We start from the raw sequence: 12,794 nt of genomic DNA on the forward strand, positions 1-12,794 counted from the left end.
CGACGTGCAGAACGTCTATAGCAACTTCGATCTGTCCGCCGACGTCCAGGCCGAGCTCGAGTCCGAGGCCGACGACTGACGACCGACGGCTGACGGGAGTCCGGCCGTCGGGCGCGCCGCAGCTGAGCCGGTCGAGACCCCGTCTACCGTGGGGGAGTGGCAGTTCTGCGCGTACTCGGCATCGACCCCGGCCTGACCCGCTGCGGCGTCGGGGTCGTCGATGTCGCGCGCGATCGGTCTGCCACGCTCGTGCACGTCGGGGTCATCCGATCCGACCCTCACGAGCCGATCGAACGCCGACTCGCCGCGATCGCCGAGGGCATCCGCGCCGTGATCGACGAGCACTCGCCCTCTGTCCTGGCAGTCGAGCGGGTCTTCTCCCAGCACAACCGGCACTCGGTGATGGGAACGGCGCAGGCCAGCGGCATCGCACTCCTCATCGCCGGCGAGCGCGGACTGGCCGCGGCGACCCACACGCCCACGGAGGTCAAGGCGGCCGTCACGGGCTACGGTGTCGCCGACAAGCGCCAGGTGCAGGCCATGGTCGCGCGGATCCTGCGGCTGGATGAGGTTCCGCAGCCCGCGGATGCCGCGGACGCGCTCGCGCTCGCGCTGTGCCACGCATGGAGGGGCGGCACGGCGTCGGCGCCTGCGCCTGCGGGAGGGTCGCTGACACCGGCGCAGCGCGCGTGGGCGAATGCCGAGCGCCTCGCTCGACGATGACAGCCTCTCTCGCTCCGAGCTCGCCGGAGTGTGTCGGTCGAACAAACCTGCGAATCGCCCCATAGGCTCGGGGCATGATCTCCTCGCTGCGCGGCCGCGCCGCATTCGTGGACACGGACTCGATCGTTCTCGAGGTGGGAGGCGTCGGCCTGACGGTCGCGGTCACGCCCCATGTCGCCGCCGCGACCGACGTCGGCGACGACGTGCACCTGCACACGAACCTCATCGTGCGCGAAGACTCGCTCTCGCTGTTCGGCTTCGAGACGCGTGAAGAGCTCATCGTCTTCACCCAGCTGCTGAGCGTCACAGGCGTGGGACCGAAGTCGGCGCTCGGCGTCCTCGCCGGGCTCAGCGTCGCGCAGATCGCCGAGGCGGTGAGCGCGGACGACGACGCCCCGTTCCGGCGCGTATCGGGCATCGGGCCCAAGACCGCGAAGCTCATCGTCGTCCAGCTCGCGGGAAAGGTCGTCGCACCGCGGTCGACAGGCACTCCCGGGACGCCGGGCCGCGGCGCCGCTTCCGGCGTGGCCGCGCAGGTGACACAGGCGCTCATCGGCCTCGGCTGGAGCGAGCGCGCCGCGGCGGAGGCCGTGGCGTCTGCCGTGGAGGAGGCCACTCCGGCCGAGCGGGCGGCCGTGCCCGCTCTTCTGCGGCTGACTCTCGCCACGCTCGGGCCGGCGCGCAAGGAGCACGCCGGTGGATGAGCTGCGCGACGCCGATGAGCCGGTGGACGAGACCGAGCTGGCGATCGAGGGGGCGCTGCGACCCTCGTCTCTCGCGGAGTTCGTCGGACAGCAGAAGGTGCGCGGTCAGCTCCAGCTGCTGCTGGACGCCGCCCGCATCCAGCAGCGCCCCGCCGACCACATCCTGCTCTCGGGGCCGCCGGGGCTCGGCAAGACCACCCTGGCGATGATCGTCGCGCACGAGAGCGGCCGGCCGCTGCGGATGTCGAGCGGCCCCGCGATCCAGCACGCGGGCGACCTGGCGGCACTCCTGTCGAGCCTCACGCCGGGCGAGGTGCTGTTCATCGACGAGGTGCACCGGATGGCGCGCTCGGCCGAGGAGATGCTGTACCTCGCGATGGAGGACTTCAGGATCGACATCATGGTCGGCAAGGGTGCGGGAGCCACCAGCATCCCGCTCGATCTCTCACCGTTCACGCTCGTGGGAGCGACGACACGATCGGGGCTGCTGCCGAACCCCCTCCGCGATCGGTTCGGGTTCACCGCGCACCTGGAGTACTACGAACCCGAGGAGCTGGAGCGGGTGATCGAGCGATCCGCCGCGATGCTCGCGGTCGACCTGCCGGCCCCGTCGCGCGCCGAGATCGCCCGCCGCTCGCGCGGCACGCCGCGCATCGCGAACCGGCTGTTGCGGCGGGTCCGCGACTTCATGATCGTCCGCGGCGGCGGAGGCGACACCGCCACGGTCGACGCCGCACTCGACCTGTACGACGTGGACGCGATCGGCCTGGACCGGCTCGACCGCGCAGTCCTCGAGATGCTGGTCCGTCGCTTCCGCGGCGGTCCGGTCGGTCTCAGCACGCTGGCCGTGGCGGTCGGCGAGGAGGCGGAGACGATCGAGTCCGTCGTGGAGCCCTACCTGGTGCGGATCGGCTTCATGGGGCGCACCCCGCGGGGCCGGATCGCGATGCCGTCCGCCTTCGCGCACCTGGGCGCTTCGCACCTCGACTCTGCGCTCAGACTCGATGACCTATAATCGCTGGAGGCCCTCGCCTAACCCCTCCCACAAGGCAGTGCCGCCACGGCGCGCGCCTGATCGAAAGGTGCTTTCGCCTCCATGGAATTCCTCTCCAACTACGGCCTCATCATCCTGCTGGTCGTTCTGCTGGGCTTCATGTTCTGGAGTTCCCGCCGTCGGATGCAGAAGCAGAAGCTCGAGCAGGAGCAGAAAGCACGCCAGACCGTCCCCGGCGCCGAGGTGCTGCTGCAGGGCGGGCTTTACGGCACGATCGTGTCGTACGACCCCGACAACCTCGACCAGCCCGCTCTTGTGCAGATCGCGCCGGGCGTCGAGATCAAGGTCCACAGCCAGGCGATCCTCCGCGTGATCGACCCGGCCCAGCACGCCCTCACCGAGGACGAGTACATCGAGGCCGAGGAGAGCGAGCTCGGCTATGTCGAGGGCGTCGCCGACGGCTCGATCACCTCGATCAGCGACGACTACAAGCGCGCGGCCGACGCGCACCCGCCGGTCGACCCCGACACCGACTCGGACACCAAGCCGAAGGCCTGACCGCTCGCCCGTCTCGGGCTCCCAGAAAGCTGACCCCTCGTGGCGACTTCCACCCCTGTCCGGCATGCCTGGCGCGCGCTGACCGGTCTTCTGATCATCACCGCGGTGCTGTTCGGCATCAACGCCCTCGGCGTGTACGTCTTCAAGGCCAGTTCGTGGAGCCCGGAGCTCGCGCTCGACCTTCAGGGCGGGACGCAGATCATCCTCGAGGCCCAGACCGCCGAGGGTGCTGCGCCCACGACCGAGCAGATGGACCAGGCCGTCACGATCATCCGCCAGCGCGTGGACGCGTCCGGTGTCGGCGAGGCCGACGTGACGACCGAGGGCGGCACGAACATCGTCGTCCAGATCCCGGGGCAGGCGGACGAGCAGACGCGCCAGCGGATCGAGGCGTCGGCGCAGCTGCAGCTTCGCGCCGTGCTGTACACGGGAGAGCCGGCGACGACCTACGTGGGCGACGACGGCAACGAGACGCCCTACCCGACCCCGGATCCGACGCTCCAGGCGACTCCGACCGCTGAGCCGACCAACGGCAGCGACCCCGCTTGGATCACGCCTGCGCTGTACGCCGAGTTCCTCGCCTACGACTGCGACAATCCGGAGAACGATCCCGCCAACGCGCCCAAGGATGAGCCGCTGATCACGTGCGAGGCCGACGGCAGCGTCAAGTACATCCTGGGACCCGTCGAGCTGGACGGGACGTCGATCACCGATGCCAACTTCGGCGTTCAGCAGAACAACGGTCAGTGGGCGGTCAACCTCAAGTTCGACGACGCCGGAACGAAGACCTTCGGCGAGATCAGCCAGCGCCTGTTCGGCGCCCAGGCTCCGCTCAATCAGTTCGCGTTCGTGCTCGACGGCTATGTGCTGTCCGCGCCCTCCATGAACGCGGTCATCCTGGGCGGTGACCCGAGCATCACGGGCAGCTTCACGCAGGAGACGGCCAAGACCCTCGCCGATCAGCTGAAGTACGGTGCGCTGCCCCTCAGCTTCGAAGTCGTAAGCTCCGACACGATCTCCGCCACCCTCGGTTCGCAGCAGCTGCAGATCGGACTCATCGCGGGTCTGATCGGCCTGGCGCTGGTCGCGATCTACTCGCTCATCGTGTACCGAGCCCTCGGGCTCGTGATCATCGCGTCGTTGGCGGTGATGGGCGTGCTCACGTACATCACGATCTGCATCCTCGCCTGGCGGATGGGCTTCCGCTTGTCGCTGGCCGGAGTCGCGGGTCTGATCGTCGCGATCGGGTTCACCGCCGACTCGTTCATCGTGTACTTCGAGCGGATCCGCGACGAACTGCGCGACGGCAAGTCGATCACGGGCGCCGTCGAGGACGGGTGGGGGCGTGCGAAGCGCACGATCTACATCTCGAAGTCGATCAATATCGTCGCGGCCGTCGTGCTGTACATCCTCGCCGACGCGACGGTGAAAGGCTTCGCGTTCACCCTCGGTCTGACCACGGTGATCGACGTCCTGATCTTCATCCTGTTCACCCACCCGGTGATGCAGCTGCTGGCTCGCACGAAGTTCTTCGGATCGGGGCATCCGCTCTCGGGCATGGACCCCAACGCCCTCGGCGCGGTGTACCGCGGGAGGGCCCAGTTCCGGGCGCCGGTGGTGCAGACGGCGAAGACCGCCGCCGAACGCAGGGCGTCGCGGTCGCGCGGTGAGGCTGAACGTCGCCAGACCATCGCCGAGCGCAAGCAGGCGGAGCTGGCCAAGGTGCCCGACAACGGCAAACGCTCCGACACCGACAAGGGAGGAGAACTCTGATGCGCTCCATGAGTCAGCTCGGCAACGACCTGTACACAGGCAAGACCTCGTTCCCCTTCGTGGGGCGTCGTCGTCTGTGGTTCATCATCGCGGCCGTTCTCGTGATCGGCTCCGCCCTGGTGCCCCTGTTCCGGCCGATCCAGTTCTCGATCGAGTTCACCGGCGGGTCGCAGTTCACGGTGTCGGGCGTCTCATCTCCCGACCAGCTGATCGCGACCGACGCCGTCCAGTCCGTCGTCCCCGACGCGACCACGAAGGTCACGACGGTCGGCGACAGCACCGTCCGAGTGCAGACCGACCAGCTCACGCCCGCCGAGACCCAGCAGGTCACCGACGCCCTTGCCGAGGCATACGACGTGCCGGTCAGCGAGGTCACTTCATCGTTCATCGGGCCGAGCTGGGGAGCCGACGTGACACGTCAGTCGCTCTGGGGTCTGGCGATCTTCCTCGCGCTGACCTTCCTCATCCTCGCCCTGTACTTCCGCACCTGGAAGATGTCGGCCGCGTCCATCGTGGCGCTCCTGGACGTGCTGATCATCACGATCGGCATCTACGCGCTGTGCGGGTTCGAGATCTCGCCCGCGGCGGTGATCGGCTTCCTCACGATCCTGTCCTACGCCCTCTACGACACGACGGTCGTGTTCGACAAGATCCGCGAGAACACGAGCGAGGACGGTGAAGTCTCGCGGCGCACCTTCGGCGAGTCGGTGAACCTCGCGGTCAACCAGACGCTGGTGCGCTCGATCAACACCACGGTCGTGGCCATCCTGCCGACGGGGGCGATCCTGTTCATAGGCGCGTTCTGGCTGGGTGCGCAGACCCTGACCGACATCTCGCTGTCGATCTTCGTGGGCACGATCGTCGCGGCCTATTCGACGCTGTTCGTCGCCGCACCGCTCTACTCGCTGTTCCGTGAGAACGAGCAGGCGGTCAAGGCGCGCGACGAGCGCGCGCTGGCCGCACGTGCACTCGCGGGCGTGCCGGCCTGAGGCCCATCGTCCCCGGAAAGGGCCGCTCGCCACGGGCATAGGATGAACTGATCCAGCGGAGTGGAGGAATCGGATGACCGAGACCGTTCCTCCCGCCCAGTCATCGTCGCTGCGCCGTCTGGTGCCGCGGATCTTCTCGCGGTCCGCACGACGCGACGACGTCGAGCAGCTTCTGCGCACGGTCCGCACGCACCATCCAAAAGGCGACCTCTCGATCATCGAACGCGCCTACACCGTGGCCGACCAGGCGCACTCCGGCCAGACCCGCCAGAGCGGTGAGCCCTACATCACGCATCCGCTCGCCGTGGCCCAGATCCTGGCCGACCTGGGTCTCGGCCCGAAGGCGATCGCGGCGGCTCTCCTGCACGACACGGTGGAGGACACCGGGTACGCACTGGACACGCTGAAAGCCGAGTTCGGCGACGAGGTCGCGATGCTCGTCGACGGCGTCACCAAGCTCGACAAGGTCAAGTACGGCGAGAGCGCGCAGGCCGAGACCGTCCGCAAGATGATCGTGGCGATGTCACGCGACATCCGGGTCCTGCTGATCAAGCTCGCCGACCGGCTGCACAATGCCCGGACGTGGGGCTTCGTCCCCCCGGAGAAGGCGCAGAAGAAGGCGACCGAGACGCTCGAGATCTATGCGCCGCTCGCGCATCGCCTCGGCATCCAGACGATCAAGTCCGAGCTCGAGGACCTGTCGTTCGCGGTCCTGCACCCCAAGCTCTACGCCGAGATCGAGAGTCTCGTCAAGCAGCGCACTCCGCAGCGCGAGCAGTACGTCCACAATGTCATCGAGGCGGTGGACGGCGATCTGCGCGAGCTGCGCATCCGCGGCCGGGTGATGGGCCGCCCGAAGCAGCTGTACTCCGTCTACCAGAAGATGGTCGTGCGCGGGCGTGAGTTCGACGACATCTACGACCTCATCGGCATCCGCATCCTGGTGGGCAGCGTGCGCGACTGCTACGCCGTGCTCGGCGCCATCCACGCCCGGTGGACGCCGCTGCCCGGCAGGTTCAAGGACTACATCGCGACGCCGAAGTTCAACCTCTACCAATCGCTGCACACGACGGTGATCGGCCCGGGCGGTCGCACGGTCGAGATCCAGATCCGCACCAACGAGATGCATCAGCAGGCGGAGTACGGCGTCGCGGCGCACTGGAAGTACAAGGAGCGCCTGACCGGGGGCAAGCCGGACGCCAAATCGCTCGACGCCGACATGGCATGGCTCGCCCACATCTCCGACTGGCAGGCCGAGACGGCCGATCCGGGCGAGTTCCTCGACTCGCTGCGATTCGAGATCGGGGCGAAGGAGGTCTACGTCTTCACGCCCAAGGGTCGTGTGATCGGGCTTCCGACGGGTGCCACACCGGTCGACTTCGCCTACGCAGTGCACACCGAGGTCGGCCACCGCACGATGGGCTCGAAGGTCAACGGACGTCTGGTCCCGCTCGAGTCGGAACTGCAGAGCGGCGACGTCGTCGAGGTGTTCACCTCGAAGAACCCGGATGCCGGACCCAGCCAGGACTGGCTGACGTTCGTCAAGAGCACACGCGCGCGCAGCAAGATCCGCGGATGGTTCACCAAGGAGCGTCGCGAGGAGGCGGTCGAGCAGGGCAAGGAGGCGATCGCGCGTGCGATGCGTCGGCAGAACCTGCCCCTGCAGCGGCTGATGAGCCAGGACTCGTTCACCGAGGTGGCGCAGTCCCTGAAGTACGAGGACGTCTCCGCCCTGTACGCCGCCGTCGGCGAGGGTCACGTGTCCACGCAGTCGGTGATCGAGAAGGTCACCGCGCTGGTGAGCGCGAACGACACCTCGACCGGGCCGATCGACATCCCGCACGTCGGCCGGTCGCGCCAGCCGCGAGGCGGCGACTCGGGGGTTCTCGTGCGCGGCGCGCCCGACATCCTGGTGAAACTCGCGAAGTGCTGCACGCCGGTTCCCGGTGACGAGGTCGTGGGGTTCGTGACCCGGGGGAGCGGGGTCTCGGTGCACCGCACGGACTGCACCAACGTGAAGTCGCTCATGGGAGACCCGGACCGGGTCATCGACGTCGATTGGGCTCCGACGACCAAGAGCGTGTTCCTCGTCCAGATCCAGATCGAGGCCCTTGATCGATCCGGTCTGCTCAGCGATGTCACGCGCGTGCTGAGCGAGCATCACGTCAACATCCTCTCGGCGACCGTGTCCACCACCAATGACCGGCTCGCCCTGAGCCGTTTCGTGTTCGAAATGGGCGACATCGTGCACCTGGAGCGCGTGCTCAACGCGGTGCGGCGGATCGACGCCGTCTACGACGTGTACCGGGTCACGTCGTCCTGAGTCGGCGCCGGCGCTTCGAGCGCCGCGAGCTGACGCAGGAAGACGAGCGCGGCGCGCTTGTTCGGCAGAGCTCCGTGGGCGTGCAGCCAGCCGATGCTGCGCGCGGCCAGACCGGGCATGGCGTCGGCAATCAGCCTCGCCGCACGAACGTGGTCGGCATCCATCACGCGGGAGAGATCGGCGAGCGTGCGCACCGGAACGGTGACGGAGACGCCGCCGATCGTCGCCAGATCGTCAGGGTCGACGCTCAGATCGCGATAGACCAGTCGCCTGCCGATCACCTGATGCAGCCGCCGCGCCACAGCCCGCTGCACCGTGTGACGGACCGGCGGCTCGGCGAGGGCGCCGTGCACCCACGCCGCGCTGAGGTGGGTCGCCGCGAGCGTGTCGCCGAGCAGTTCGCGCAGGGATCCTGCGCGAAGCTCGCGCGTTTCGACCGCATCCGCCGGAATGTACGCGTCACCGAGCTCGACGAGGTGGCCGTCCAGTCGCGCCGCGGAGAGCTCGGCGGGGGACAGTCGGTCGCCTGCGAAGTAGAGGAACGGGGAGGCCATGAGTGCCACTGTGCCCGACCCGCAGGCCACGCCACCGCGGGAAGCGAGGTCTGTGGAGAACCCGCCGGCTCAGCCGCCGAGCGCGGTGAGCCACGCGCGCCGAGCGTCGAGCGCCTCGGTCGCCTTCGCGATCTTCGCCTTGTCGCCGGACTTCTTCGCCGCCGCCAGCTCATCCTCGAGCTTCTGGATCGCCTCGGTCAGCTGGCGGGTCATCTCGTTGGCACGAGCCTTGGTCTCGGGGTTGTTGCGCTTCCAGTCGTTCTCCTCACGCCCCCGCAGCGACTGCTCGATCTTGCGAAGATCGTCATCGAGCGCACGCTCCTTGTCGCGCGGGAATATGCGGCCGATGTCGTCCCACTGGCGCTGGATGGCCGTCAGAGCGGTCCGCGCCTTGACGATGTCGGGCTCGTCGGCGATCACGCGCGCTTCGTCCAGCAGTGCGCGCTTCTGCTCGATCTTCTCGCGGGAAGCTTCGTTCTCGGCCGCCTCACGCTCACCGCGGGCGGAGTACAGCGCGTCGCCGGCAGCCTTGAACCGCGCCCAGAGCGCGTCGTCGGCCTTCTTGCCGGCCCGGCCCGCCGCCTTCCACTGATCCAGCAGATCGCGATACGCCGCGATCCCGTCCTCGCCCTTCGGCGCGAGCGCCTCGGCCTTCTCCACGAGCCGGAGCTTCTGGTCGCGCACGGTCCTGTGCGCCTCGTCGAGTTCGGCGTAGAACTCCCGGCGGTGCTTGTCGACCGTGGCACGCGCGTCCCGGAACCGCTTCCACAGCTGTTGCCCGGTCGACTTCGGAAGCCGCGGGCCGTTCTGCTGCTGCGCCTGCCACTGATCGAACAGCGACGTCAACTCCGCCGAGGCCTGCTTCCACTGCACGCTGCGGGGGTCGCGCGCGGCGAGGGCTTCCGCCTTCTCGACCAGTTCGGTGCGAGCGCGGACCGCCTCGTCGACCGCCTGCCGCGACGCGGCGGCTTCGGTCTCGGATGCCGCGGCGAGCGCGCCTGTAAGGGCGAGCACACGGGCATCGAGCGCCGCCAGGTTGCCGACGGCGGCCGCGCCCTGCAGCTTCGCGTGCAGCGTGCGCGCGGTTGCGCGCAGATCCGACGGCGACGCGCCGCCCCGGCGGTGCCGCACCTCGAGCAGCGCGACCTCGCTCGCCAGGTCGGAGAACTTCCGGCGGTAGTAGGCGAGCGCCTCATCGGCCGACCCGTCCGGGTACTGGCCCACGACCCGCCACCCGTCCGCCTCGCGAACAGAGACCGTTCCGTCCTCGTCGACCCGGCCCCACGGTTCCGTCTCGGCAGCCGCTGGTGTCGCCGATTCAGGTGCAGCGTCCGGCCCTTCAGGCGCAGCGTCCGGTGTGGCGTCCGGTGTGTGGTCCGCGGGCGACGCGTCCTCGGCCTCCGTTGCCGGCTCGCCGTCGCCGGGTGCCTTCTCGCCGGCAGCCTCCGGAGCATCCTCCACGACGTCCTCGCTCTCGGTGTGCGGACCGGCGTCGGCGCCGACAACGGCTTCGGACTGCTGCTCGTCCGCAGGAGGCGGCGTGATGGCGTTCTCCGCGTCGGGCGTGTTCTCCGGAGCGGATTCTGGGGCGTACGGGGGAGTGGACTCTGCTGCAGCAGTCACGGGATGCACCTCATCGCGGCTCTCGCCGCCTGTGGGGGATGGACGGCTCCCAAGCCTAGTACGCGGGCGACCGTCGGCAGAGGGCGGGAGGTCGCGGTACCGCGTCAGGGCGTAGGGGTGGGCGTGGACTCAGCGGGCGTCTCGCTCGGCTGAGGCGAGGACGTCGGCGCCGGCGTGGACGTGGTCGTGGGTGAGGACGACGGGCTCGGTGCGGGGGCGCCGGGACCGGCCATGAAGTACGCGGCCTGACCGCCCGCGACCGCCAGGATCAGGATGCCGCCGCCGATGGCGGCGATGAGGTTGTCCCGCGTGCGACGCCGAGACTGCCCCTGATGGAATGCACGCCGAGCCTGGTACACCCGGACGCGTTCGCGCTCCTCGCGCGTCCCGCGCTGTTTTCCACCCGTCGCCACGGCACCTCCCTCGCTCGCCGGTCACGCCGGGCCGCTTGATCATACGGCGCGGTGATAACCCCGCCAAACCCGCCCGTCACCGCCCGCACCGAGGGTCGGATGCGGCCGTTAGCCTTGATCCGTGACCTCCACCGCACTGTTCCAGGGGCAGACTCCGCTCGCGGTGCGGATGCGGCCGACATCGCTCGAGGAGGTCGCCGGACAGTCCCACCTGCTGCGTCCCGGCTCGCCGCTCGTGCTGCTCGCCCGACCGGACGTGTCGACGGGGGCGGCGGCATCCGTGATCCTGTGGGGTCCTCCCGGAACAGGCAAGACCACGCTCGCGCAGGCGATCGCGCGTTCCTCCGGCCGGCGGTTCGTCGAACTCTCCGCCGTGACCGCGGGGGTGCGGGATGTGCGCGAGGTGATGCAGGAGGCGCTCACGCAGCGCGACCTCTACGGCCAGTCGACGATCCTGTTCCTCGACGAGATCCATCGCTTCACCAAGGCGCAGCAGGATGCGCTGCTGCCCGGCGTCGAGAACGGCTGGGTGGTGCTCATCGCCGCGACGACCGAGAACCCCTCGTTCTCGGTCATCTCGCCCCTGCTGTCGAGGTCGCTCCTGCTGACCCTGCAGCCGCTCACCGATGACGATCTCGGGATGCTGGTCGATCGCGCGGTCGCCGATCCGCGCGGTCTCGGGGGCGGCGTGGTCCTGCGACCGGATGCGCGCGACGCGCTCATCCGGCTGTCCTCCGGTGATGCGCGACGGGCGCTGACGGCGCTGGAGGCCGCGGCATCCCTCGCCGAGCCGGTCTCGGAGGACGTCGAAGACGACGGCGCCGAGGACGAGCAGCCGGACGACGCCGCGTTCGAGATCACGGCCGACCACGTCGCGAGCGCCGTCGATCGGGCGCTGCTCCGGTACGACCGCCAGGGAGACGAGCACTACGACGTCATCAGCGCGTTCATCAAGTCCATCCGCGGCTCGGACGTCGATGCCGCCATGCACTACCTCGCGCGCATGGTCGAGGCCGGCGAAGACCCGCGGTTCATAGCCCGCAGGCTCGTGATCTCCGCCTCCGAGGACATCGGCCTGGCCGACCCGCAGGCTCTGGTGATCGCCGTGGCCGCAGCCGACGCCGTCGCCTTCATCGGGATGCCCGAGGGCCGCATTCCGCTGGCCGAGGCCACCGCGTACCTGGCGACGACCGCGAAGTCGAACGCGGCCTACCTGGCGATCGACAAGGCGATCGCGGACGTGCGCGCCGGAGGGTTCGGCCGCGTGCCGCCACACCTGCGCGATGCGCACTATCCGGGAGCCAAGCGACTCGGTCACGGCAAGGGCTACCGCTATCCGCACGACTCCGACGTCGGCGTCGTCGCTCAGCAGTACCTGCCGGACGACCTCGCGACGCGCCGATACTACGAGCCGACGAACCATGGGCAGGAGCGCGACGTGCAGGCCCGCCTCGAGAAGATCCGTCGGATCATCGGCGGAAGCTGACGCATGCCGCCTCCTGATCGCATCCGCAACATCGCCGTCGGTCTCGTGGTCCGCGACGGCCACGCCCTGGTCGAGATGTACCCCGCCACAGATCGCCACGGCGCATTCGCCCGAGCACTGGGGGGCGGCGTGGAGTTCGGCGAGACCGCGGCTGGGGCGGTGCGCCGCGAGTTCCTCGAAGAACTCGGTGTCGAGCTGATCGACGTGGAGCCGATCGCCGTCACCGAGAACATCTTCGAAGCGGGGTGGGCGCGCGGGCACGAGGTGGTCCATGTCTTCGCGGTCACCGGCGCGGCGCTGAACGATCTCCCGCTGGATGCCCAGCTGCCGGTGCTGGACAACCACACCACGGCGCGCTGGGTCCCGCTGCAGGCGCTGCGAGACCTGGATCCTCCGTTCTACCCGGTCGGCATGGTCGATCTCGCCACCAGACTGGACGCGGAAGAAGAGGACTCGTCGAACCCGCCCAGATCGGGAGCCGGCTCCGACCTGCTAAGCTAGACCGGCTCGAAACCCAGTTTTCGGGTATCTCCTTCCCCCACACAACCTTCTGCGCGCCCCGACGTGCGCGCTGAACGGGCAGGGCCGGAGATACGTCCATGAGCCGCGAAAGACGCGGCCATGTCAGTTTGGAAGGACACATCCGTGCCCACG

The 12,794-nt window shown here is 69.0% G+C and carries 12 protein-coding genes; 9 read left to right on the top strand and 3 right to left on the bottom strand.

Going from position 1 to position 12,794, the window contains the following annotated elements; all coding sequences use genetic code 11:
- Positions 1-156: 156 nt before the first annotated feature.
- The 7 genes from ruvC to VFX99_RS13125 all read left to right on the top strand — a co-directional run bounded on the left by ruvC (position 157) and on the right by VFX99_RS13125 (position 8,064).
- Positions 157-723: a crossover junction endodeoxyribonuclease RuvC gene (ruvC, locus tag VFX99_RS13095; RefSeq protein WP_329666736.1), complete on the top strand. Its 567-nt coding sequence runs from the start codon at positions 157-159 to the stop codon at positions 721-723.
- A gap of 74 nt (positions 724-797) precedes the next feature.
- Positions 798-1,427 (top strand): Holliday junction branch migration protein RuvA, encoded by a 630-nt coding sequence (gene ruvA, locus VFX99_RS13100; RefSeq protein WP_329666737.1) that lies wholly within the window; start codon positions 798-800, stop codon positions 1,425-1,427.
- The gene (gene ruvB, locus VFX99_RS13105) at positions 1,420-2,442 is read left to right on the top strand and encodes a Holliday junction branch migration DNA helicase RuvB (RefSeq protein WP_329666738.1); all 1,023 of its coding nucleotides are present in this window, start codon (positions 1,420-1,422) and stop codon (positions 2,440-2,442) included. Before ruvA ends, ruvB begins: the two co-directional genes overlap by 8 nt.
- A gap of 81 nt (positions 2,443-2,523) precedes the next feature.
- On the top strand, positions 2,524-2,979 hold the full coding sequence (locus tag VFX99_RS13110) for a preprotein translocase subunit YajC (protein WP_329666739.1): 456 nt from the start codon (positions 2,524-2,526) through the stop codon (positions 2,977-2,979).
- Between the two features lie 39 nt (positions 2,980-3,018).
- The gene (gene secD, locus VFX99_RS13115; protein WP_329666740.1) at positions 3,019-4,752 is read left to right on the top strand and encodes a protein translocase subunit SecD; all 1,734 of its coding nucleotides are present in this window, start codon (positions 3,019-3,021) and stop codon (positions 4,750-4,752) included.
- Entirely contained in the window at positions 4,752-5,741 is a 990-nt protein-coding gene (gene secF, locus VFX99_RS13120) for a protein translocase subunit SecF (RefSeq protein ID WP_329666741.1), read from the top strand. Before secD ends, secF begins: the two co-directional genes overlap by 1 nt.
- Before the next feature lie 73 nt (positions 5,742-5,814).
- A complete protein-coding gene (locus tag VFX99_RS13125) occupies positions 5,815-8,064 on the top strand; it encodes a bifunctional (p)ppGpp synthetase/guanosine-3',5'-bis(diphosphate) 3'-pyrophosphohydrolase (protein WP_329666742.1) in 2,250 nt (749 codons plus the stop codon).
- On the opposite strand, the gene VFX99_RS13130 is transcribed toward VFX99_RS13125, so the two are convergent.
- The 3 genes from VFX99_RS13130 to VFX99_RS13140 all read right to left on the bottom strand — a co-directional run bounded on the left by VFX99_RS13130 (position 8,034) and on the right by VFX99_RS13140 (position 10,654).
- Complete coding sequence (locus VFX99_RS13130) at positions 8,034-8,618, bottom strand: hypothetical protein (protein ID WP_329666743.1); 585 nt, start codon at positions 8,616-8,618, stop codon at positions 8,034-8,036. The genes VFX99_RS13125 and VFX99_RS13130 overlap by 31 nt on opposite strands.
- Positions 8,619-8,687: 69 nt before the next feature.
- Positions 8,688-10,241 (bottom strand): DUF349 domain-containing protein, encoded by a 1,554-nt coding sequence (locus VFX99_RS13135; RefSeq protein WP_329666744.1) that lies wholly within the window; start codon positions 10,239-10,241, stop codon positions 8,688-8,690.
- 104 nt (positions 10,242-10,345) lie between these two features.
- Positions 10,346-10,654, bottom strand: coding sequence for a dioxygenase (locus VFX99_RS13140; protein WP_329666745.1), 309 nt, complete (start codon positions 10,652-10,654; stop codon positions 10,346-10,348).
- A gap of 169 nt (positions 10,655-10,823) precedes the next feature.
- On the opposite strand from VFX99_RS13140, the gene VFX99_RS13145 reads away from it, so the two are divergent.
- Together VFX99_RS13145 and VFX99_RS13150 are read left to right on the top strand one after the other, a co-directional pair.
- Positions 10,824-12,140, top strand: a complete 1,317-nt coding sequence (locus tag VFX99_RS13145) for a replication-associated recombination protein A (protein ID WP_329666747.1) — start codon at positions 10,824-10,826, stop codon at positions 12,138-12,140.
- A 3-nt stretch (positions 12,141-12,143) separates the two neighbouring features.
- Entirely contained in the window at positions 12,144-12,641 is a 498-nt protein-coding gene (locus tag VFX99_RS13150; RefSeq protein ID WP_329666746.1) for an NUDIX domain-containing protein, read from the top strand.
- The last annotated feature ends 153 nt before the right edge of the window (positions 12,642-12,794 follow it).

It is taken from the genome of Microbacterium sp., assembly GCF_036277215.1.
In the GTDB taxonomy this organism is placed as follows: domain Bacteria; phylum Actinomycetota; class Actinomycetes; order Actinomycetales; family Microbacteriaceae; genus Microbacterium.

What these genes read in the sequence shown, in the direction of transcription:
- VFX99_RS13110 (WP_329666739.1), top strand. Translation starts at nt 2,524, where the DNA reads ATGGAATTCCTCTCCAACTACGGCCTCATCATCCTGCTGGTCGTTCTG.
- VFX99_RS13130 (WP_329666743.1), bottom strand. Translation starts at nt 8,618, where the DNA reads ATGGCCTCCCCGTTCCTCTACTTCGCAGGCGACCGACTGTCCCCCGCC.
- VFX99_RS13145 (WP_329666747.1), top strand. Translation starts at nt 10,824, where the DNA reads ATGCGGCCGACATCGCTCGAGGAGGTCGCCGGACAGTCCCACCTGCTG.
- secF (WP_329666741.1), top strand. Translation starts at nt 4,752, where the DNA reads ATGCGCTCCATGAGTCAGCTCGGCAACGACCTGTACACAGGCAAGACC.
- VFX99_RS13150 (WP_329666746.1), top strand. Translation starts at nt 12,144, where the DNA reads ATGCCGCCTCCTGATCGCATCCGCAACATCGCCGTCGGTCTCGTGGTC.
- ruvA (WP_329666737.1), top strand. Translation starts at nt 798, where the DNA reads ATGATCTCCTCGCTGCGCGGCCGCGCCGCATTCGTGGACACGGACTCG.
- VFX99_RS13125 (WP_329666742.1), top strand. Translation starts at nt 5,815, where the DNA reads ATGACCGAGACCGTTCCTCCCGCCCAGTCATCGTCGCTGCGCCGTCTG.